Source organism: Pseudomonas sp. DWP2-2 (assembly GCF_049897065.1).
Taxonomy (GTDB): Bacteria; Pseudomonadota; Gammaproteobacteria; order Pseudomonadales; family Pseudomonadaceae; genus Aquipseudomonas; species Aquipseudomonas paracarnis.
In genome coordinates this window covers 102906-124529 of the sequence record NZ_JAFCVN010000015.1, presented here as the reverse complement: position 1 = coordinate 124529, position 21624 = coordinate 102906, and the positions used below count along the sequence as shown (strand labels likewise).

Here is a 21624-nt window from a genome sequence, read left to right as displayed (position 1 = left end):
AAGGTGACGATGGTGGGGACAGCCGGTGCGGGTTCTCCGGTGATCCCGGCCAAGAATGGGGTAACGGCGGGCAAAGTCACGTTCGATATTACCAAGGCCGCGATTGCCGCCAACGTCGGTAATGCCGACAAGGCGTTCACCCTTGATTACGATGTAACCCGTAACGGCAAGGTTGTATCGTCCCAGGTGTTGACGGTGACGGTGACGCCGATACCCCAGGCTGAGTTGGCCAAAACGGTGCTCAAGATCAATCAGGCTAACGAGGCGACTCAAGTACTGAACTTGACTACGTTTACCGGCGATGCCACAGGGCAAATTGGTGTCTGGCCGTTTATCACTGCGCCTAACCCCGTCTGGTTGAGGCTGCTGGGGAAAACGAACAAGGGCGTTGATCATTCGCTGACGGTGTATAACGGGGCGGGCAGTGCAGCTGTCAATCCGACCTGGATCGCTAACGGAAAAATCGAACCAGGGATTGCTCGTAGTTATTTGAATGGATTGGGTGATGGCACCAAGCTGCAGATGGAGCTCAAGGCAGCGGTCAGCACAAGCAAGGATGAAACCCTGGCCATCAGCTTTCCGATAGTGGAGTACAAAGTCATCAACAAACCTCTCCCAATTGAGATCGAATTTACTAAGTTTGATGATAAAACGCTTAACGGTTGGCGTGCTGTCAACGCCGGGATTTATGGATTTAGTGCTCAAGCTGGAGGTTATTATCTGTGGCTAGTTAACTCCGGGGTCTCGGATGAATTTGGACTGGAGAAGATTTATACGGGCAACCAGTTTTCTGCTGGCCAGAAATACGAGTGTAGTTCTGATCTTGCTTATGATCAGCCCGCTAATTTTTATGGGGTTGCGTTAATTTTCTCTGGCAACAATCAAATTGCAATGGAATATATCCAAGCTAATAATTATTGGAAAAAGCTTGTGGTTGAGTTTGTGCCGCCAGAGAGCTCTAATGTTTACCCTTTACGGGTTTTGATTCTAAGCAAAACGCTGTCCGGTATGAAATTTTTTGTTGATAATATTAGAATTCGCAGGGTTTAATTTGACTTGTCTTGAAGTTGCGTGACGTGGGCTTAGGGTGCGGGCTTTTTATATATAAAGCTGCCTGGAATGGCACTTACTTAACAGCTAACCGGCTGATCTAATTGCAAAAAAATGAAAAAAAGCCGCCCTTGGTCTACGGTGATAGTTGCGAACACACACCACTAGAACAAGGACAGCCCGCGTGAATCGTAGACGTCAAATCGTCAGGCATCAACAGCAACGCATTCAGCAGCACGCTAAAAACAGCAATGCCCATGCGTTCTTTAAGCTGCTAGCCGATCCGGCGCTGCTACAGCGTGTCGAGTCAGTGATGCCCAAGCATCGTCAACGGTTGTTCCCGCCGACTGAAACGCTGTCGATGTTTCTGGCTCAAGCCATGAATGCCGACCGTTCTTGTCAGAAGGCCGTGAATGATTTTTCGATCAAACGTTGCTGCGATGGGCTAAGCCCCAGCAGCATGTACACCGGCGCTTATTGCAAAGCACGGGCGCGGTTACCGGTAGAGATGGTTTCAACATTGTTGCGCTCCACGGGATCAACGATGAGTAACAACGCGTCACCATCCTGGCGCTGGATGGGGCGTCCGGTGCGCCTCGTAGATGGCACCACGGTGACCCTACCAGACACTGCGGCCAACCAAGCTGCCTATCCGCAATCGCGTGGTCAGAAAGCAGGACTGGGTTTCCCCATCTGCCGTTTGGTAGGAATCATTTGCCTGGCCAGCGGTGCTGTTTTAGATGCCTCGCTGGGACGTTTTCGAGGCAAAGGTGGCGATGAGCAGACGCTGCTCAGGACGATGCTCGACACTCTGAATCAAGGCGACATTGTGTTGGGCGATGCCTACTACGCAACGTACTTTTTGCTGTGCGAACTGCAACGTCGTGGGATCGACGGCGTGTTCGAACAATATGGCGCTAGGCGACGCAGTACCGACTTTCGGCTCGGGCAATCGCTGGGGCCGGAAGATCATTTGGTTGAGCTGACAAAACCTAGGAGTCGACCTTCCTGGATGAGCCAACCTTATTACGACGATGCGCCTGAAACACTGACAGTACGTGAACTGAAAACCGGCGGAAAAATCCTGGTGACCACCTTGAACTGCCCGCAGCAAGTACCCAAAGCTGGGCTCAAATCACTGTACAAAGACCGTTGGCATGTTGAGCTGGATCTACGCAATATCAAGACAACGCTGGGGCTTGAAACGTTGAGCTGCAAGACGCCTGGCATGGCTGTAAAAGAGTTGTGGGTGTATCTGCTGGCGCATAATTTGATTCGGATGATCATGGCCAAATCAGCGCTATTAGCTGATTGCTTGCCACGCGAGCTTAGCTTTAAACATAGCCTTCAATTATTCCTTGCGATGCAGCAGTACAGCTCCGACGAACAGGACGATAGGGTGCAGGATTTACTCAAACTGATCGCCAGAAAACGTGTCGGAAACCGGCCGGGACGGATTGAACCTCGCGCCATAAAACGAAGGCCCAAGCCTTACCCGATGCTGATGCAGACGCGCTCGGCGGCAAGGGCCGAGGTCAGGAGAAATGGACACCCGAAGAAGGTTAAGTAAGTGCCATTCAAAGCTGCCTGCATTTCAAATCCCAAGACAGGTTTCAGATCACTTCCAAATACGAACTCTGCACCGCCCCCGCCAACTCCCGCACGCCCTCAATAAACTCCGTCAACCGCCTATGCAACCCATCCTCCAGAATCTCATCAATCCCCGTATACCGCAGCCGCGCTTCAAACTCGGCAGCCAAGCGCTGCGCCGTGCGCCCATAACTACCCGGCAGATCCGCGAGAATATGGCTCAACTCCTCGATACACGCATGCAGCGAGCGCGGCACGTCACTGCGCAACAGCAGCAGTTCCGACACCGAGCGGGCATTCAAGGCATTGGGATACAGCTCGGTATACGCCTCGAATGACGACAACGCGCGGAGCAGGGCGCTCCACTGGTAATAGCCGCGGGCCGACAGGTCGCTGACTTCTTCGGACTCTTCGCCGAACATCTCGTAGCGTGCATCCAGCAGGCGCAGGGTGTTGTCGGCGCGCTCGACAAAGGTGCCGAGGCGGATGAAGCGATAGGCGTCATTGCGCATGATGGTGCCCGAGGTCGCGCCGCGAAACAGGTGCGAACGTTGTTTGACCCAGTCACAGAAGTGGCTGATGCCATGTCGCGCCAGGCCGCCGGCGGCAATGCTGCGCATTTCCAGCCAGGTGGCGTTGAGGTTTTCCCACATGTCGGCGGTGATGCGTCCGCGCACGGCGTGGGCATTGCCCCGGGCGGCGCGCAGGCAGTTGTAGATGCTGGCCGGGTTTTCTTCGTCGAGGGCGAAGAAGTGCAGCATGCGCTCGGCATCCAGGGTGTGGTGGCGTTCCAGGTAGCTGTCCAGAGTGCCGCTGCTGAGCAACGACATCGCCAACTCATCCAGACCATCGCTGCGCCCGGCCTGGGGCATCAAGGACAGCGAATAACTGACTTCCAGCATGCGTGCCAGGTTCTCGGCGCGCTCCAGGTAGCGGGACATCCAATACAGATCTGCAGCGGTTCTACTCAACATACTCAGCCCTCCACCACCCAGGTGTCCTTGGTTCCGCCGCCTTGCGACGAGTTGACGACCAGCGAGCCTTCCTTCAGCGCCACGCGGGTCAAGCCGCCGGGCACCAGGCGGGTTTCCTTGCCCGAGAGTACGAATGGGCGCAGGTCGATATGCCGGGGCGCAATGCCGTTTTCGACGAAGGTCGGGCAGGTGGACAGGCTCAGGGTGGGTTGGGCGATATAGGCATGGGGACGGGCCTTGATGCGCTGACGGAAGTCTTCGATCTCGGCGGCCGTCGACGCCGGGCCCACCAGCATGCCGTAGCCGCCGGAGCCCTGGGTTTCCTTGACCACCAACTGTTCGAGGTTGGCCAGCACATGGGACAGTTCATCGGGCTTGCGGCATTGGAAGGTCGGCACGTTTTGCAGGATCGGTTCCTCGTCCAGGTAGAAGCGGATCATCGCCGGTACATAGGGATAGATCGACTTGTCGTCAGCCACCCCGGTGCCGATGGCGTTGGCCAGTACCACATTGCCGGCGCAGTAAGCCGCCACCAACCCCGGCACGCCGAGCATCGACTCGGGGTTGAACGCCTGGGGGTCGAGGAAGGCGTCGTCGATGCGCCGGTAGATCACGTCCACGGGCTTGGGGCCGTCGGTGGTGCGCATGAACACCTTGAGATCGTGCACGAACAGATCGGCACCTTCCACCAGCTCCACGCCCATTTCCCGGGCAAGGAACGCGTGTTCGAAGAAGGCGCTGTTGAAGCGCCCAGGCGTCAACACCACCACATTCGGGTTATCGAGGCGGCTGGCGCTCTTGAGGGTCTTGAGCAACAGGTTGGGGTAGTGGTCCACGGGTGCAATGCGCTGCTTGGCGAAGACTTCCGGGAACAGCCGCATCATCATCTTGCGGTCTTCGAGCATGTAGCTCACGCCGCTGGGGGTGCGCAGGTTGTCTTCCAGCACGTAGTAGGTACCGTCGCCGTCGCGCACCAGGTCGACACCGGAGATGTGCGAGTAAATGTCGCGGTGCAGGTCCAGGCCGACCATCGCCTTCTGATAGCCCTCGTTGCCCAGCACCTGTTCTGCCGGAATGATCCCGGCCTTGATGATGCGTTGGTCGTGGTAGATGTCGGCGAGAAACATGTTCAGTGCATTGACCCGCTGGATGCAGCCACGCTCGATCAGGCTCCATTCACTGGCGGGGATGCTGCGGGGAATGATGTCGAAGGGAATCAGGCGTTCGGTGTCTTGTTCGTCGCCATACAGGGTGAAGGTGATCCCGGCGCGATGGAACAGCAAGTCCGCTTCACGGCGACGCTGGGCCAGCAGTTCTGGCGGCGTATTGGCCAGCCAGCGAGAGAAGTCCTGATAGTGCGCACGGCATACGCCGTTTGCGTCATTCATTTCATCAAAGAAAGATCGAGCCATTCCAGTACCTTGTCAGTGCCCAGTGTGGCTTTGGGTGGCACTGCCGCTTAAAAAAACGCATGTTTTTATGAGCCCGTGGCTGAAGGTGCCAACAGGCCTGGTCCTTACTTTCTTATGGGGGCGGCTCTGGGTCGGGGGGTAACGCATGCTCCTGTTTTCCGGGTGGTGAATGGATAAAGCAATGCGTGTGCCGGAATGCGAACTAGGCATCAATAACCTGTGGCGAGCGAGCTTGCTCGCGCCGGGCTGCGCAGCGGCCCCAATAAAAGCGGGAGCGCTGCGCACTCCAGCGCGAGCAAGCTCGCTCGCCACAGGAGGGGGCTCACCACAATGGGGCGCGGCGTGTTTCAGATTGGTGCGCCAACCCACTTGAACTTCACCGAGCCCCGATTCTTCTAAGGAGTTTCGTCACCTTGTGGAGCACCGTCGTGTCCAGAATCATCTCACCCCACACTCCGGAAGCGGCCCTGAACGACCACAGCGAACACAACGCAAAGATTTTCGGCTCGCCCAAGGACCGCCTCGACTTTTACCGGCGCGAGATCCAGTACGAAACCAGCATCCTGGCCAACCGCACCGACGCCTACCTGACCGCGCAATCCTTCCTGGTGATTGCCTTTGTCTCCGGCATGGGCAACCTCAACCCGGAATGGGGCAAGCTGTTCACGCTGGTGGTGCCGATCTTCCTGGTCTCGCTGGGTATTCTCAGTTCGCTGAATGCCTGGCCCGGTATCCGTGCGGCGTATGAAATTATCGACCACTGGCACTACAAGCAAAGCGAATTGCTGCGCAGCGAGCCGGTGATGGGCATGGCCTACGATGAATCGCCGCTGTTTTCCGAGGTGGAGTCGAGCCACAAGGGCTATCGCAAGTCGTTGTTGTTTTCCATGCGTGCGCCGTGGTTGTTCATGGTGTTCTGGCTAGTGCTGGGCATCTATGCGTTTTATATCCAGGTGGACAATCCACTGCGCTGAGCAATTGGACGGAACTTCAGCCGTGGCCGTGACGCCTTAGCTCTATGCGGTACAGATTTTTCACCGGCCTGCAAAGAGGTGCCTCATGACCCAGCCTAAAGATCCCCAGACCCACAATCGCAACGACCCAGCCATCGACGGCGGCGAGCCGGCCCCTGGCACTGCCGCCGAAGCGCCCAAGGATCCAACGCCTGCGAGCGACCCAAAGGCCAAGGAAAACGACTACAGTCCAGACTTCAGGCCTGAGCGTGAGCACAAGCCTGAAACCGATGCCGATATCGATACCCAAGGCGGTTAGAGGAGACGCACATGTCAAAAGAACTGGACGATGAACTCAACGACCCGGGCAACGAAGACCCGGGTTCGCTGATGGACGATGCCGAGGTACCGCTGAACGACCTGGATGAAGCGGCGGACGTTGGCAACACTGAAAATCAGGACTGATCCGGCGGCGGGCCCGAGGGATTGCTGAGCTTGAAGTAGACGTCTTCCTCGGCCCCGCCGTCCAGCGACACCTCCTGGCCCACCACGCGGTTATCGATCAGCGTCTGCGCCTGATCGCGGCTGATATTGACCACTGTGCTGCGCTTGCCAGTGATCACATACACCACATCCACCCCATGCTCGGCCAAAGCTGCCAGGTAGTTGGCATGGGGCAGGTCTTCGCCCAGTTCATATTGACGTTGCTCGCGTGTGGTCACGCCGCCTGCCTGCGCCAGGTATTGCTGCGAATATCCCAGGCGTTGGCGTTCCTCAAGCAATCGTTGGGCGATGTTTTTCATTAGTTGACTCGCACTGTGGGTCCTGACTGTTTGAAACCCCGGCGCGGTGCAGGATTCAATTTTTTTGCGCAGCCTGACGCTCATACCACGCCAGCATGGGCTGGGTGCTCAACCCGTGGGCCAGGATGCTCAACGCGATGACCGACAACGTCAGGTTGACCGCCACCGTACTGCTGGTGCCCACCAGCCCGTGGTTGAGCGCATAGAACAGGTAGTAAATGCTGCCGATCCCACGAATGCCGAACCAACTGACCAGGCTGCGTTGCCGCCGGTCCAACAGGCGGCCCCAAGGCATGGCGAATACACTGGCGGGGCGAATCACACAAAACAGCAACGGTGCCACCGCCAACGCGGCCCACTCCCAGTGGCTGACCAGCACGATGCCCAAGACTGTCACCAGGAACACCTCCATGGCCCGCTCCACCAGGCTGCCGAAGGCCAGCATGTCGCCCATCATCACGCCTGCCGCGATCTGGGTGTCCTTCAACTGGCTGACGTCACCATGCAAGGCTTGCTCGGGCTCGATTTCAAGGTGGCCCACCACCGGTTGCGCCAGGTGCTCGGCGGGTGTCTGGGCGTTGCCGGTGGACTTCACCTCCGCCTGGCGCAACCCCAGGCCCGCCGCGAATACCGACAGGAAGCCATAGCCGCCCACGGCTTCGGCGGTCACATAGGCAAGGGCGATCAATGCCAGTGTCAGGTAATCATTGGGCGAGAGGGTGCTGTCGGCATTGATCAGGCGCAGGCGCAACGTCACCCGGCCGATACCTCGGCCCATCCAGTAGCCGATCAATAGCCCGACCGGCACCGCCCATACCAGGTTTTTCAGCACCCAACCGCCGACCCAGTCGCCATCGAAGCCGCCGTGTTGCATGAACAGCAGGCCGAAGATCACAAACGGGAAGGCGCTGCCATCGTTCAGCCCCGCTTCGCCTGACAGACCGAAGCGCAGCGCGTCGTAGTCCTGGGCATTGTTGACCTGAACCAGGCCCGCCAGCACCGGGTCGGTCGGCGCCAGGATCGCGCCCACCAGCAGAGACACCCCCCACGACAGATCAAGCAGGTAATGCAGCAACAGCCCGGTGCCGAGGATGGTCAACAACATGACCGGGCCGGCCAGGCCGAAGGCGATGCGCCAAGTGCGATGCTTGAGCGGCAGGCGCAACTTCAGGCCGCTGACAAACAGCGAAAACAGCACTGCCACTTCGGTCAGGTGCTCCATCCAGCGCGCCGAGCCCTTGATGTCCAGGTGCAGCAGGTCCACACCCAGAGGGCCGATGGCGATACCCAGCAACAGGCACACCGCCGAGGTGGTGACCGGCATCCAGCGCAAGTATGAGGAGGTGAGGGCCAGGGTAAGCAGTACGGCGCCCAATACGGCCAGCCATAGAATGAAAGTCATTGTGCGTGTTCCAGGGCCGTGGTCTATGCAGCTTTGAGAACGGCGACCGGAAGGGGGTTCAATGTGATTGCCTGCCATGGGGGCAAGGCCTTATTTAGCCATTGAACGAAGGTTTGCCATGCACTAAGTTGGCCGCTTGTCGCCCGCGCATCTACGGATCTGCGTCTTTCTTCTTTCACCAGAGGCTCTGGCATGAAGTTTTCCCCCTTCGTCGAGCGAATTGCAGGGCAGGGCGTTGCCGCCTGGGACATCCACCACGCCGCGTTCGACGCCGCCAGCCAGGGCGAAGACGTCATCATCCTCAGCGTCGGCGACCCGGATTTCGCCACGCCGTCCTTTATCACCGACGCCGCCGTCAATGCCTTGCACGCGGGAGATTCTCACTACACCGAGATCGCCGGTCGCCCGGCACTGCGCGAGGCGATCGCAGCCCGTTACAGCCGAACCCTTGCCCGGCCGTTGGCCGCCGACAACGTGATCATCGTGCCCGGTGCGCAGAACGCGCTGTTCATCAGTTCGCTGTGCCTGTTGCAGGGCGGCGACGAAGTGTTGGTGCTCGACCCGATGTATGTCACCTACGAAGCCACGCTCAAGGCCAGCGGCGCCACCCTCGTGCGGGTGCCCTGCAGTGCTGAGGCCGGCTTTCGCCTGAATCCGTCCTTGCTCGCCGCCGCGATCACCCCGCGTACCCGGGCGATATTCTTTTCCAATCCGAACAACCCCACTGGCGTGGTGCTTGACCTGCAGGAGTTGCAAGCCATTGCTGACCTGGCCATCGCCCATGACCTGTGGGTGGTGGTGGATGAGGTCTACGAAAGCCTGGTGTTCGACGGTCAATACCACAGCCTCGCGGCATTACCGGGCATGGCGCAGCGCTGCATTGTGATCGGCAGCTTGTCCAAGTCCCACGCCATGACCGGCTGGCGTATCGGCTGGCTCATCGCTCCAGTGCAAATGGTGCAGCACGCCGAAACCCTGCTGTTGAGCATGATGTACGGCTTGCCCGGCTTTGTGATGGAGGCGGCGACCGCCGCGGTGTTGGCCCACGATGAAGTCACTGAAGGTATGCGGGAGACCTACCGACGCCGACGTGACCTGGTAGTGACCGCCTTGAGCACCTGCCCAGGCATCCGGGTGCAGGCGCCGCAAGCCGGCATGTTTGTGCTGGTGGATGTGCGCGGCACGGGGCTGGGGTCGCTGGATTTTGCCTGGCGCCTGTTTCGTGAAGCGGGCGTGTCAGTGCTGGACGCGGCAGCCTTCGGCGAGCCGGCCCAGGGGTTCGTTCGACTGTCCTTTACCCTGGGGGAAGAGCGCCTGGCGCAGGCCTGTCGGCGGATTGTGGGGTTTGTGGAAAAGCTGACCAGTGAGCGCGCCGTGCACTGGGCATGAGTACCTGTACAACCCATTTAGTCAGCCAACGGCGGCAAGCGCCGTTTCACCGGGGTTTTCTTGACGATAGCGGTGTTGGTTTCGGCATATGTATTCAGCCGGTCCAGCAGCGTGTCGAGGTGTTCCATGGTGCGTACGTGCAGGCGTGCGATAAAGCAGTCGTCCCCGGTAACCTTGTCGCACTCTGTGAACTCGGGGATCGCCTGGATCTGGCGCTCCACTTCCTGCAATTTGCCGGGCAGGGGGCGGATGCGCACGATGGCTTGCAGCAGGTAGCCGAAGTGTTTGGGGTCGATGTCGACGGTGTAGTGGGTCAGCACGCCGCGTTCTTCCAGGCGCCGCAGGCGTTCGCTGACGCTGGGTGACGACAGCCCGGTGATGCCTGCCAGGGCCTTGAGGGACAACCGCGAGTCGTCCATCAAAGCGGCGATCAGTTGCTGGTCGATGGTGTCGATCATGGTCTGTGCCTAATAAGAAAAGGTGATTTCGGGCTTTTGCCTTTTTTAGTCGCTGTAGCCGTCGCCAACAGATTGCCATACTGGAGCCTCACTTGAGGAGCCTCAATCATGGATTCATCCATCCGTCGTGGGTCGTGGGAAATGGTCGCCGCCATGCTGATCTCGGGCAGCATTGGCTGGTTTGTGCTGGTGTCTGGCGTGTCGGTGATCGAGGTGGTGTTCTGGCGCTGCGTGATCGGTGCGCTGACGCTGGTACTGGTGTGCGCCTGGCTGGGTTACCTGCGCCTGGACCTGCTCAGTTGGGCAAAACTGGGGCTGGCCGTGCTCAGCGGCGTGGCCATTGTCGGCAACTGGTTGCTGCTGTTCGAATCCTATTCCCGTGCCTCCATCGCTATCAGCACCGCGGTGTACAACGTGCAGCCGTTTATCCTGGTGATGCTGGCGGCGGTGTTTCTCGGTGAGAAAATCACCGTGCAGAAATTGGCATGGTTGAGCGTGGCGTTCCTGGGCATGTTGGCGATTGTCACCGCCCATGGCGAGCAAACGGGTGGAGGAGATTACCTGGTAGGCATCGCGCTGGCCCTGGGTGCGGCATTTTTGTATGCGGTCGCGGCGTTGATCATCAAGCGCCTCAAGGAAGTACCGCCGCATTTAATGGCATTGATCCAGGTGACGACTGGCGCGCTATTGCTGGCGCCACTGGTGCCCTGGAATGGCCTGCCAGCATCCACCACGACGTGGGCGGCCTTGGTCACCTTGGGGGTGGTGCACACAGGTTTGATGTATGTACTGCTGTATGGCGCGATCCAGAAACTGCCGACGGCCATTACCGGCGCACTGTCGTTCATCTACCCGATTGCGGCGATCTTTGTGGATTGGATTGCGTTCGGGCATCGCCTGGGGTGGCTGCAATGGCTGGGCGTGGCGGCGATTCTGTTGGCAGCGGCAGGGTTGCAGCGGGGCTGGTGGTGGCCCCGCAACCTCGGTAGGCGCGAGCTTGCTCGCGAAGAAGGTTAACGATGACGCAGGGCATCGGGTTGAAACGCGGCGTTCTCTCGTTCTTCGCGAGCAAGCTCGCTCCTACAGGTGAGGGTTAGTGCGTGCCCTGGTAGATAAGGTTTTCCGGGTTGAAATGCTCCACCGCACTGCCAGGCTGCGGCAGACCGAGGATATGCCCCTTGATCTTGCCCACCACATGCATTTCGCAGGGTTTGCAGTCGAACTTCAAGGTCAGCACTTCGTCACCGTGGATCAATTGCATGGGTGCCACCTTGGTCTTCACCCCGGTCACACCCTTGGCCTGTTTAGGGCACAGGTTGAACGAGAAACGCAGGCAGTGCTTGGTGATCATCACCGGCACTTCGCCGGTTTCTTCGTGAGCTTCGAAGGCCGCGTCGATCAGCTTCACGCCGTGACGGTGGTAGAAGTCCCGGGCCTTCTGGTTGTAGACGTTGGCCAGGAACGACAGGTGCGCCTCGGGATACACCGGCGGCGGCGAAGTTTCAGCCTTGCGCCCACCCCGCGGATGTGCGGCGACGCGTGCGGCGGTCAGTGCTTCGATCACTTCACGGCGCAACGCCTTGAGCTGCGAGTTGGGGATGAAGAACGCTTGCGGCGCATCCAGTTCGATACGGGTGGCGTGGTACTCGGTGGTGCCGAGCTGGCCGAGCAGGTCGCGCAGGGTGTCCAGCGCCTGTTCCGGTTTGTTGGCCACGCCAAACGGGCCGGGCAGGGTGACACTGGCGCTGATGCCTTCTTCGCTGGTGGCGGTGATTTGCAGCTGCTCTTCACGCAGGCGCGCGACCCATGACAAACCGATACGGCGCTCGGCCGAGGTCTTGAGCAGGGCCTGTTGCCAGTTGTGGTCCAGGTTGCGATTGAGCGGGTGATGCGGGCGCAGTTGGTGCAAGCCGGCCGGCATTTCGTTAGGCTCGACGCGGTAGCGGTAGCGCTTCTCACCGTCTTCCTCGAACTCACCCTTGGGCTCGGCGATATTGGCGCGAAAACCCACCACTTCACGCTTGATCAGCACATTGAGGCCGTCGCCGTTGGACAGTGGCTCATGGGTGACCACCTGCAAGTCGCGCTTGCCGGCTTTTTCCACGGTGCCCACGGGCAGGCCGGTAAAGGTCGGGGTGTCAAAGGCACCGATGTCGATCTTGCGGTCGCTGACAAAGTAATCGGTGCTGCCACGGTGGAAGGTTTTTTCCGGGTCGGGCAGGAAGAAGTGCGCGGTACGGCCGCTGGAAGCGCGGGCCAGGTCCGGGCGGTCTTCGAGGATCTCGTCGAGGCGCTGACGGTAGTAGGCGGTGATGTTCTTCACATAACCCATGTCCTTGTAGCGGCCTTCGATCTTGAACGAACGCACGCCCGCTTCGACCAGGGCACGCAGGTTGGCGCTCTGGTTGTTGTCTTTCATCGACAGCAGATGCTTTTCAAAGGCCACCACGCGGCCCTGGTCATCTTTCAGGGTGTAGGGCAGGCGGCAGGCCTGGGAGCAGTCGCCACGGTTGGCGCTGCGGCCATTTTGCGCGTGGGAGATATTGCACTGCCCGGAGAACGCCACGCACAGGGCGCCGTGGATAAAGAACTCGATGGCGGCATCGGTCTCGTCGGCAATGGCGCGGATCTCTTGCAGGTTCAACTCGCGGGCCAGTACCAACTGCGAGAAACCGGCCTGGTCGAGAAACCTGGCCCGGCCTAGGGTGCGGATGTCGGTCTGGGTGCTGGCGTGCAGCTCGATCGGCGGAATATCCAGCTCCATCACGCCCAGGTCTTGCACGATCAGCGCATCGACACCGGCATCGTAGAGCTGATGGATCAGCTTGCGCGCAGGTTCCAGCTCGTTGTCATGCAAGATGGTGTTGATGGTGGTGAAGACGCGGGCGTGGTAACGGCGGGCGAATTCCACCAGTTGAGCGATATCGCTCACCTCGTTACACGCATTATGGCGGGCGCCGAAGCTCGGCCCGCCGATATAAACGGCGTCGGCGCCGTGCAGGATAGCCTCGCGCGCAATGGCGACATCGCGGGCAGGGCTGAGCAATTCCAGGTGATGCTTGGGCAAGGACATAGTTTTTTTAGTCAGGCTTGTCACGGTCGAGGCGCGCATTGTAGCCGTGAAATGCCTGGGCGGCATCTACCGCAGGGCTGTCGGCCCTAATGCAAGCCCGTTAAGCGAACGCATTACTCAACGCAACGAAGACCCAATGTGTGAGCTGGCTTGCCTGCGAAGACGGCCTGACAGCCGACCTCTATCGACCTGATGCCTCGCGTTCCAAATGTGGGAGCTGGCTTGCCTGCGAAGACGGCCTGACAGCCGACCTCTATCGACCTGATGCCCCGCGTTCCAAATGTGGGAGCTGGCTTGCCTGCGATGACGACCTGACAGGCGACACTGTTATACCGAGTACATATCCATTCCTGCGGTAACGGCCACCTTGGGTTCCGCCCTGACGGCGGCTCACTTTTGAAAAGCCGGAATGCCGGCCCAGGCAAAAGTAAGCAAAACGCTCTTGCCCCACCACTCGGCACCTCGCCCAGGCTCGGTGTGCCCGTAATCCGCCAGTGATTTGGGGGGCCGCCGCCACGCGCCATCCATGGCGCGGGGCGGCTAAACCGGCATCCCTGCCGGTTTACCCCCCAAATCCCTGTCGAATTCCGGCCATCGTGGTTTAACGGGGCGCCTAAGATCAAAAGCAGATCAAGATCAAGAGCGGCTCGCTTCGCATCGTAGTTACCGGGGGCTGCGGCGAACTGCACAGTTGTGTAGATACCTATGCTGCGATGGCGATGGAACATTCACCACCGCTATCGCAGGCAAGCCCACCTCTTTGACCGCGTTCGACATTCCTATCAGATCGGCGTTAACGGCGTCACAGATTCAAGCCTTGGCAGCCATCGCCGTCACTTCCACCCGCATACCTTCCACCGCCAAGGCGGCAACGCCCACTGCCGCCCGCACTGGCCAGGGCTTGGCGAAAAAGCGCTTGTAGACCTCGTTGAACGCAGCACGGTCGGCCATGTCGGTGAGGTAGATGGTCAGGTGCATGACCCGGTCCATGGAGCTGCCGGCTTTTTCCAGCGCGACTTTCAGCGCTTGCAGGGTGCACTCGCTTTGCAGGGTGATATCGCCCAGTTCCAGGCTGCCATCGGCATGGGTGGGAATCTGGGTGGAGACCAGGATGCCGTTGAAGCCGATTACGTCGGAGGAGATGGAATCGGCGTCCGGGTCAGGGGTATAGGACAGGTCGTGGTTGGCCATGGGCACCTCGTGTTGGCAGGAACAGAAAGGCGCCATGGTCGGTGAAATTCACTCCAGGGGCAAACCCCGGCTTATATCCAGCGTCGGAACAGCACGCTGGCGTTCACGCCGCCAAAGCCGAAGCCATTGGACAGCGCATATTCAATCGGCATAGGACGCGCCTCATCGCGCACCATGTCCAGGCCGTCGGCGAGGGCGTCCGGGTTTTCCAGGTTGAGTGTCATTGGCGCGATCTGGTCACGCAGGGCAAGCACGGTGAAGACGGCTTCGATGCCCCCCGCAGCACCGAGCAAGTGGCCGGTGGCGGATTTTGTCGAGCTGATCGCCGGGCTACCGCCAGTACCGAATAGCGTCCTGATTGCCGCCAGCTCGCCTTTGTCTCCCACAGGTGTGGAGGTCGCGTGGGCATTCAGGTACTGCACCTGCGACGCCTCGATGCCCGCCTGGCGCAACGCTTGAGTCATTGCCCGGCGCGCACCGTCACCGTCTTCAGGCCCTGCGGTCATGTGATAGGCGTCTGCACTGGTGCCATAGCCCACCAGTTCGGCAATCGGCTGCGCGCCCCGCGCCAGGGCATGTTCGAGTTCTTCAATTACCAGAATGCCGGCGCCTTCGCCCATCACAAAGCCGTCGCGCGCCTGATCGAAGGGTCGCGAAGCGCGCTGCGGGGTGACATTGAAATCGCTGGACAACGCTCGCGCTGCGGCGAATCCGGCAAGGCTGACGCGATGAATCGCCGCTTCGGCACCGCCGCATACCGCGACGTCGACGTCCCCGGCGCGAATCATTCGCGCTGCGTCGCCGATAGCCTGAACCCCGGCGGCACACGCGGTTACTGGCGCACCCAGCGGGCCTTTCAAGCCATAGTTGATCGACACATGCCCGGCGGCCATGTTGCTCAGAAACGATGGAATGGTGAAGGGCGACAAACGACGCGGGCCCTTGCTGTCGGTGGTGCGCACCGCATCGGCAATGGCCGGGAAACCGCCCACGCCGGAGGCGATGATGGTTGCCGTGCGTTCCTGCTCCTCGGGTGTTCTGGGGGCCCAATTGGCCTGCTTCAGGGCTTCATCCGCCGCCGCCAGGGCAAACAGGATAAAGCGGTCCATCTTGCGCTGTTCCTTGGCTGCCAACAGTCGATCAGGATCAAAACCGGCTTCGGGGTCTTGCAACACACTTTGCACCTGGCCGCCGATGGTGACCGCAAGATCACCGATCAATTCTTCCGGCAACCGGCGGATGCCCGACTGTCCGTCCAGCAAGCGCTGCCAAGTGGATTCCACGCTCGACCCCAGCGGCGTCAGCGCGCCCATGCCCGTCACGACGATACGTTTACTCATGCTCAATCGACTCCTGTTGCTTGAAGGATACACAGCGTATGGACGTCACTATCATCATGAAAGTAACATGGCGTCATACAAGTTTGTACTCGCACACAGGAATACTTATGCAGCGCAAATCCCTCATCAGTGCCGAATGCCCCATCGCCCGTAGCCTTGAACGGGTAGGGGAGTGGTGGAGCATGCTGATCATGCGCGACGCCTTGCACGGCTTGCGCCGTTTTGACGAGTTCTCGCGCAGCCTGGGCATCGCGCCCAACATGCTGACGCGCCGCCTTAATGGCTTGGTAGAAGCGGGGATGCTGGAGCGCCGCGCCTACAGCGAGCGGCCGCCACGGTACGAATACGTGCCGACGGCCAGAGGCGAAGACTTTCGTATGGTGCTGATGGCGTTGGTGGCGTGGGGCAATCGGCATTACGCCGAGGAGGGCATCAGTGTCGAGGTGGTGGAACGCGAGACGGGCCGGCCGGTGCAGCCGATGATGGCGACGGAGGAAGGTGCGTGGGTGGCGATGGATCAGTGCGTGGTACAGCCCGGCCCGGCCGCCAGCGCAGGGATGCGCCAACGGCTGAGCCGTAGTGATTGATTACTCTTTTACATCCATGAACTCTTCGGCCCACGCCACATAGCTCTCAGGCAAGGTGTAGGTGTGGGTCAATTCCGTCGCACTGAGGTTCGAGGTGCTGTGGGTCAGCTGGCGCTGGGCACGCAGGCTGTCGTAAGTGGCCTTGATCGCGGCGAAGTAGGCGCCATGCCCGGCCACCACGATGCGTACGCCCAGGCTGGCCAGGCGCTCGCTGTCGTGCAGTTGTGGGTTGCCGTAGGTCACCAGCATCAGCGGAACGCTGAGGTTCTCCGCGATCTGCTCCAGGTGGTCGAAGTCCTTGACGCCGACCATGCAGATGCCGTCAGCACCGGCCTTTTCGTAGGCCTTGGTCCGCGCAATCACGTCGCTGGTGGGCAGCACGCCGGCATTGGTGCGCGCAATGATCGACAGCGCCGGGTCGACACGCGCCTCCAGCGCGGCCTTGACCTTGCCGATGCCTTCTTCGACGGAAATCAGGTCCGTGGATTTACGCCCGAATTGCGCGGGCAAGAGCGTGTCTTCGATGGTCAGCGCTGCGACGCCGGCACGTTCCAGTTCTTCGACGGTGCGCATCACGTTCAGGGCGTTGCCGTAGCCGTGGTCGGCATCGGCGATGAAGGGCAACTGGGCCACACGGCCGATGCGGGTGGCTTGCTCGACGAACTCACTCAGGGTAATCAACGCAAAATCGGGGGCCGCCAGCACCTGCAGGGAGGCGACCGAGCCGCCCAGGATTCCCACTTCAAACCCCAGGTCGGCCGCGATGCGGGCAGACATGGGGTCGAATACGGAGGCGGTTTCAACGCACAGGGGCGTTGCCAGCAGGTCACGGAAGTTACGGCGTAGCGCTGAGTGAGAAATCTTGGGCATGGTCTTTCCTGGCTTTGGTCATCGTCAAGTGACGATCAATGTCTATTCGTGGTGCCGGGAGATTACCACGCAGATGCCCCTGTGATTATGACGTTTGAGCGCGGCGAGGGTTATCGAGCGACTGCACTGTACGACGTACCCAGGTCGCGGGCCCAGCCGTCGAGCACGTCCTTGACGTTGTCGGCGGTCATGACTTGCTTGTCATTGGCCAGGGGGGCGCCGGTGCCTTTACGCACCATGGCCGCCACGACATCGCCGGTCGAACCATCTTCCAATGACAGCTCCGTGGCGATTTCACTGTCTCGATCGCGTATGCCTGTGGCGGCGCTCACGCCCGCTGCGACCAGGGTGATCGGCAGCCACTCATACAACCGCAGTCCCTGTGGGCTGGTGGCGATGCGGGTGATGGCAGGGCGTACTGTGAGGGTGTCAGGGCCAGGTTTTGAGGCCAGGTAAACGTATTTGCCAAGTTCCGAGCGCAGTACCAGGTCGTAGTAGCCGGTGACGTGGGAGAGCGTGCTTTGGGGGATCTGAGCGGTGGGTTCAACAGCCGGGAAAAACTGGCTAGGCGCCAGGTAGACCTGCTTGTAGCGGCCGCGCTTCAAGGCCGGGCTGATCCAACTCAGTACGGTCTGGCCCGACGGGCTCTGTTGTTCTTTAAGCAGGCTGTAGTCATGAAGAAAGCCTGTATATCGCTCGGGTTCGACCTTGTTGCTGCTGCAAGCCATCAGGCTCAGGGTGGCCGCCATCAGTAGCAGGAGTGAGCATTTACGGGCCATCAATGGGTTGCCTGTTCGTTTGGAGTGTCGTGTGACGATTCGATATGCAACTGGCCATGGGTCATGATCCAGTGGACAAGCTCGGCGATGGGAATGGAGTGGGCGTACTCGACCCAGCGCCCGGCGTCGGGGCTGTAGTGTTCGAAGTAGCGACGCAGCACGATACGGTCCAGGTCCGCGTTCAGCCCCAGGCAGGATTCCTGGAACAGCATCGGGCTATCCTGAGCCGGGGAAGAGGTGCGCTGGCTCAGTACCAGTGGCCGCGCATCGCCTGCTGCTTGCTCGGTGTACCTGCTGTTCGAAACTTTCATAGGCGTCTTTCGTGAGTGGGAGATGTGCAGAATGCCCGACAGGTTTTGCCCAAAGATGTCCGGGTTGTGTCCGTGGCGAAGGAATGTTGCTCGATTGAAATAAATGACCCCGGCGCCGGAATGGTTTTAGATGTCGTTCTTTTTTTGGCCTGGGAATCTGTGAACGTGAGCAGACTGCTGATCGTCGATGACGACGTGGAAGTGCTGGCATTGCTGAAGAAATTCTTCGTCCAGCACGCCTATGAAGTCGACGTGGCCGCCGACGGCGAGGCCATGTGGGCGGCCGTCGCACAACAGCGGCCGGACACGATCATCCTCGACCTCATGTTGCCCGGCGAAGGCGGCCTCAGCCTCTGCCAGAAAGTGCGGGCGCAGTTCGGCATCCCTATCATCATGCTCACGGCCATGGGCGAGCTGAGCGACCGCATTGTTGGCCTGGAGCTGGGCGCCGACGACTACCTGACCAAACCCTTCGCCCCGCGCGAATTGCTGGCCCGGCTGCGCGCTGTGCAACGGCGTGCGGGACAGCCGGTCATCGCGGCCGACGAGCGCTCACGCCCGGTGATTGCCTTCGCCGGTTGGCATCTGGATATCACCTGTCGCGAGCTGCGTTCGCCGGAGGGCGTCATGATCCCGTTGTCCGGTGGCGAGTTCGACCTGCTGGTAGTGTTTCTCGAACACCCCCAGCGCATTCTCACCCGCGACCAGTTGATCGACCTGACCCACGGCCAGGGCCACGACGCCTTCGACCGCAGCATCGACGTGCAGGTCAGCCGGCTGCGGCGCAAGATCGAGCCCGATTGCAAGCGCCCGGACCTGATCCGCACCGTGCGCAATGGCGGCTATCTGTTCACTGCCCCGGTGACCCGCGCATGATTCGCCGCCTGCTGCGCCGCGACACCCTGAACCGGCGGATCGCCCTGACCATTCTCGCCGCGATGCTCGCCTCACTGGCCCTCAATGCCTTGTTCGTGCAGGTGGCCGGGGTGTGGGCGCGTCCGCCCATCGACCGCACGGGGTTGCTGGAACAAATGGCCGCGACGTTGAAAGTGATCGAGGCGGCGCCTGCGCCGTTACGCTCGCACCTGGCGGCAGCGGCCAGCGATGCCCGGTTGCAGGTGACGTGGCATACCGACCCCGTGGATTTCGGCCTGCCCAGCGGCGGCAACGTGCTACAGGCGGGCGAAGTCCCGGGGATACAGGCGTTGTTTGGCACGGGGCGCACCATTCAGGTGTACAGCCCGGACGATTGGCCCCGTGGCAGCCCCGACGCGCATTATGTCGCGCTGGTGCAGTTACTTGATGGCAGCTGGTTGTCCTTCATCCCACCCGAACGCAGTTGGGGCCTGAGCGCACCCACGCGGATTGCGGTGATCATCATCCTGGGGTTGATCGCCACCTTGCTGGTCGCCTGGGTGGCCACCCGGCAATTGGCCAAGCCATTGCAGCGTTTCGCCAGTGCCGCCAGACGCTTCGGCGGCGATCTGCGCGCACCGCCCATCGACATCGAAGGCCCCGACGAAATACGCCAGGCCACTATCGCCTTCAACACCATGCAGGCGCAGATCCAGCACTTCATCGGCGAACGCACCCAGATGCTGGCAGCCATTTCCCATGACTTGCGCGCGCCTTTGACGCGGATACGCCTGCGCTGCGAGTTCATGGAGGATCTGGACCATCAGCACAAGCTGATTCGCGATGTCGAGGAAATGCAGTCGATGATCAACGCCGCGCTGGCGTTTTTCCGCGACGATACGGTACTGGAGCACAGCACGGCATTCGATTTGTCTGAACTGCTGCAAACCATCATCGACGACTATCGGGACCAGCAGTTGGCGGTCGACTTCCGGGGGCCGCCCCATCTGGTCTATCACGGCCGGCCATTGGCGCTTAAACGGGTGGTGGTCAACCTGCTGGAAAATGCCGCCAAGTACGCCCGGCACCCCAGCATTGCTCTGAGTGTTGACGATCAGCGGGTACGCATCGAGGTCAGCGACGAGGGCCCGGGGATTCCCGAAGCGGACCTGGAGCGTGTGTTCGACCCTTTCTTTCGTCTCGAGACCTCACGCAACCGCAATACCGGTGGGGTAGGGCTTGGGCTCTCGGCAGCGCGGGCCATTGTGCGCGAGCAGGGCGGTGAGCTGAGCCTGAGCAATCGACGTGGGTCGGGGTTGGTGGCTCGGGTTGAATTGCCGCGCTAGCGTGATGCGATATGCGCATTATTAATGAATTAGGTTATGCGTTATTAGTATTTTACATCTCGCCTTCAGCCCCACGAAAATAGCCCGGACACCCAAAAACCTGTGGCGAGGTAGCTTGCTCCCGCTGGGGCGCGAAGCGGCCCTGCTCTTTGTCCGGAGCATGGGGCCGCTACGCAGCCCAGCGGGAGCAAGCTCCCTCGCCACAGATAAAAGCTTTTTAAAACCGAGACCGTGCGTGCGGATCGATTTGAATGCCCCACAAGGCATCTGGAGACGAACGTGCGTTACCTCAAAACCCTGGCGGCCGGGTTGGCCGCCTCTTTGCTGTGCCTGACGGCGCAGGCGCAAACCCTGGTGGTCGGCGACCAGAGCTACAACGCCCAGGCCGTGATGGAAGCGGCGGGGGTGCTCGATGACCTGCCTTACACGCTGGACTGGAAGCAGTTCACGGCCGGGTCGCCGGTGGCCGAAGCGCTCAACGTCGGCAGCCTGGACCTGGGCCTGCTCGGGGATGCCCCGGTGTTGTTCCTGGGCGCCTTGGGTGCACCGATCAAAGTGATTGCCGTCAGCCGGCAAAATCTCGACGGCGTAGCCATCCTGGTAAAAAAAGACTCGTCGATCCACAGCCTGGCCGATCTGGCAGGCAAGCGCGCTGCGATCTGGAAAGGTTCCTGGAGCCAGCAACTGTTGCTGACCGCACTGGACAAGGCCGGGGTTGCGCGGGATTCGCTGCAATGGCGCTACCTCAGCGCCCTGGATGCCTCCCACGCGCTGGAAGGCGGTGCGGTTGACGTGATCGCTACCTGGGAACCCTACGTCACGCAACAGGAACGCCAAGGTGCGCGGGTGCTGGCAACCGCTGAAGACTTGATCCCGGCCCAGAGTTTCATTGCCGCCAACGCCAGTGCTGTCGAGGCCAAGCGTGAACCCATCAGCGACTTCCTCCAGCGCCTGAAAAAAGCCCGCGACTGGGCCCGCCAAAGCCCGGCCAACGCCAACGCGTATGCCGATGCCTGGGCCAAGCGCACCCGCGCTGATGCCGACATCGCCCGCGTCTGGTTTGCCCGCGCACGCACCACCGTCGAGCCGCTGGCGCCTCAGGCGCCCATCGAGGCGCAAAAGACCGTGGACTTTTTTGCCGGCCTGGGCCTGGTCAAGTCCTACTCGGCCGCCACGTTGTTCGACCCTTCATTCGCGGCCGCCTTGCAACCCGCCGTCGCCACCACCCAGCCCTGACCGCT

General features: G+C 60.5%; 21 protein-coding genes and 1 pseudogene. 11 read left to right on the top strand and 11 right to left on the bottom strand.

Translation table 11 applies throughout. The features are described 5' to 3' along the window. Positions 1 to 1050: hypothetical protein (locus ACP7CZ_RS24545; protein WP_426175297.1), on the top strand; the 1050-nt coding region annotated here is incomplete at its 5' end. 184 nt (positions 1051 to 1234) lie between these two features. Continuing rightward, positions 1235 to 2620: an IS4 family transposase gene (locus tag ACP7CZ_RS24540; protein ID WP_252950470.1), complete on the top strand. Its 1386-nt coding sequence runs from the start codon at positions 1235 to 1237 to the stop codon at positions 2618 to 2620. Positions 2621 to 2663: 43 nt separating this feature from the next. Here ACP7CZ_RS24540 and ACP7CZ_RS24535 read toward each other — a convergent pair whose 3' ends face one another. After that, positions 2664 to 3614 (bottom strand): alpha-E domain-containing protein, encoded by a 951-nt coding sequence (locus tag ACP7CZ_RS24535; protein ID WP_054899057.1) that lies wholly within the window; start codon positions 3612 to 3614, stop codon positions 2664 to 2666. 2 nt (positions 3615 to 3616) lie between these two features. Further along, positions 3617 to 5026, bottom strand: a complete 1410-nt coding sequence (locus ACP7CZ_RS24530) for a circularly permuted type 2 ATP-grasp protein (RefSeq protein ID WP_034127666.1) — start codon at positions 5024 to 5026, stop codon at positions 3617 to 3619. Between the two features lie 428 nt (positions 5027 to 5454). Between ACP7CZ_RS24530 and ACP7CZ_RS24525 the strand changes: the two genes are divergently transcribed. The 3 genes from ACP7CZ_RS24525 (at position 5455) to ACP7CZ_RS24515 (ending at position 6444) form a co-directional block, all read left to right on the top strand. Further along, positions 5455 to 6000 (top strand): hypothetical protein, encoded by a 546-nt coding sequence (locus tag ACP7CZ_RS24525; protein WP_014718415.1) that lies wholly within the window; start codon positions 5455 to 5457, stop codon positions 5998 to 6000. An 85-nt stretch (positions 6001 to 6085) separates the two neighbouring features. Beyond that, positions 6086 to 6298, top strand: coding sequence for a hypothetical protein (locus ACP7CZ_RS24520; protein WP_072446696.1), 213 nt, complete (start codon positions 6086 to 6088; stop codon positions 6296 to 6298). Between the two features lie 11 nt (positions 6299 to 6309). Continuing rightward, positions 6310 to 6444: a hypothetical protein gene (locus tag ACP7CZ_RS24515; protein ID WP_014718417.1), complete on the top strand. Its 135-nt coding sequence runs from the start codon at positions 6310 to 6312 to the stop codon at positions 6442 to 6444. Here the strand turns inward: ACP7CZ_RS24515 and ACP7CZ_RS24510 are convergent. Continuing rightward, positions 6435 to 6782, bottom strand: coding sequence for a helix-turn-helix domain-containing protein (locus ACP7CZ_RS24510; protein WP_054899059.1), 348 nt, complete (start codon positions 6780 to 6782; stop codon positions 6435 to 6437). The genes ACP7CZ_RS24515 and ACP7CZ_RS24510 overlap by 10 nt on opposite strands. 55 nt (positions 6783 to 6837) lie before the next feature. Then, positions 6838 to 8184 (bottom strand): cation:proton antiporter, encoded by a 1347-nt coding sequence (locus tag ACP7CZ_RS24505; RefSeq protein ID WP_181125484.1) that lies wholly within the window; start codon positions 8182 to 8184, stop codon positions 6838 to 6840. A 192-nt stretch (positions 8185 to 8376) separates the two neighbouring features. On the opposite strand from ACP7CZ_RS24505, the pseudogene ACP7CZ_RS24500 reads away from it, so the two are divergent. Next, a pseudogene (locus tag ACP7CZ_RS24500) lies at positions 8377 to 9552 on the top strand (pyridoxal phosphate-dependent aminotransferase); the annotation flags it as partial. 38 nt (positions 9553 to 9590) lie between these two features. Here the strand turns inward: ACP7CZ_RS24500 and ACP7CZ_RS24495 are convergent. After that, positions 9591 to 10031 carry an Lrp/AsnC family transcriptional regulator gene (locus ACP7CZ_RS24495; protein ID WP_034119698.1) on the bottom strand — a complete coding sequence of 147 codons (441 nt, stop codon included), beginning with the start codon at positions 10029 to 10031 and terminating at the stop codon, positions 9591 to 9593. Positions 10032 to 10139: 108 nt separating this feature from the next. Between ACP7CZ_RS24495 and ACP7CZ_RS24490 the strand changes: the two genes are divergently transcribed. Beyond that, positions 10140 to 11048, top strand: coding sequence for a DMT family transporter (locus ACP7CZ_RS24490; protein WP_034127661.1), 909 nt, complete (start codon positions 10140 to 10142; stop codon positions 11046 to 11048). Between the two features lie 76 nt (positions 11049 to 11124). Here the strand turns inward: ACP7CZ_RS24490 and ACP7CZ_RS24485 are convergent, their stop codons facing one another. From ACP7CZ_RS24485 to fabF, 3 genes are all read right to left on the bottom strand, one after another. Beyond that, on the bottom strand, positions 11125 to 13104 hold the full coding sequence (locus ACP7CZ_RS24485) for a peptidase U32 family protein (protein WP_019820074.1): 1980 nt from the start codon (positions 13102 to 13104) through the stop codon (positions 11125 to 11127). Between the two features lie 810 nt (positions 13105 to 13914). After that, on the bottom strand, positions 13915 to 14295 hold the full coding sequence (locus ACP7CZ_RS24480) for a RidA family protein (protein WP_014718423.1): 381 nt from the start codon (positions 14293 to 14295) through the stop codon (positions 13915 to 13917). A 71-nt stretch (positions 14296 to 14366) separates the two neighbouring features. Continuing rightward, positions 14367 to 15635, bottom strand: coding sequence for a beta-ketoacyl-ACP synthase II (gene fabF, locus ACP7CZ_RS24475; protein ID WP_294165599.1), 1269 nt, complete (start codon positions 15633 to 15635; stop codon positions 14367 to 14369). 107 nt (positions 15636 to 15742) lie between these two features. Here fabF and ACP7CZ_RS24470 point away from each other — a divergent pair, with 107 nt between their 5' ends. Beyond that, positions 15743 to 16222, top strand: a complete 480-nt coding sequence (locus ACP7CZ_RS24470; RefSeq protein ID WP_057975954.1) for a winged helix-turn-helix transcriptional regulator — start codon at positions 15743 to 15745, stop codon at positions 16220 to 16222. On the opposite strand, the gene ACP7CZ_RS24465 is transcribed toward ACP7CZ_RS24470, so the two are convergent. The 3 genes from ACP7CZ_RS24465 to ACP7CZ_RS24455 all read right to left on the bottom strand — a co-directional run bounded on the left by ACP7CZ_RS24465 (position 16223) and on the right by ACP7CZ_RS24455 (position 18182). Further along, positions 16223 to 17092: an isocitrate lyase/PEP mutase family protein gene (locus tag ACP7CZ_RS24465; RefSeq protein ID WP_014718426.1), complete on the bottom strand. Its 870-nt coding sequence runs from the start codon at positions 17090 to 17092 to the stop codon at positions 16223 to 16225. Between the two features lie 110 nt (positions 17093 to 17202). Beyond that, the gene (locus tag ACP7CZ_RS24460; protein ID WP_054898480.1) at positions 17203 to 17871 is read right to left on the bottom strand and encodes a DUF3313 domain-containing protein; all 669 of its coding nucleotides are present in this window, start codon (positions 17869 to 17871) and stop codon (positions 17203 to 17205) included. Further along, positions 17871 to 18182, bottom strand: a complete 312-nt coding sequence (locus ACP7CZ_RS24455; RefSeq protein ID WP_294165596.1) for a hypothetical protein — start codon at positions 18180 to 18182, stop codon at positions 17871 to 17873. Before ACP7CZ_RS24455 ends, ACP7CZ_RS24460 begins: the two co-directional genes overlap by 1 nt. 165 nt (positions 18183 to 18347) lie before the next feature. On the opposite strand from ACP7CZ_RS24455, the gene ACP7CZ_RS24450 reads away from it, so the two are divergent. The 3 genes from ACP7CZ_RS24450 to ACP7CZ_RS24440 all read left to right on the top strand — a co-directional run bounded on the left by ACP7CZ_RS24450 (position 18348) and on the right by ACP7CZ_RS24440 (position 21619). After that, positions 18348 to 19058, top strand: coding sequence for a response regulator (locus ACP7CZ_RS24450; RefSeq protein WP_371264155.1), 711 nt, complete (start codon positions 18348 to 18350; stop codon positions 19056 to 19058). Continuing rightward, positions 19055 to 20383 (top strand): ATP-binding protein, encoded by a 1329-nt coding sequence (locus ACP7CZ_RS24445; protein WP_200583337.1) that lies wholly within the window; start codon positions 19055 to 19057, stop codon positions 20381 to 20383. The genes ACP7CZ_RS24450 and ACP7CZ_RS24445 overlap by 4 nt, the downstream gene beginning before the upstream one ends. Positions 20384 to 20662: 279 nt before the next feature. Beyond that, positions 20663 to 21619 (top strand): ABC transporter substrate-binding protein, encoded by a 957-nt coding sequence (locus ACP7CZ_RS24440; RefSeq protein WP_294165593.1) that lies wholly within the window; start codon positions 20663 to 20665, stop codon positions 21617 to 21619. Positions 21620 to 21624 lie beyond the last annotated feature (5 nt).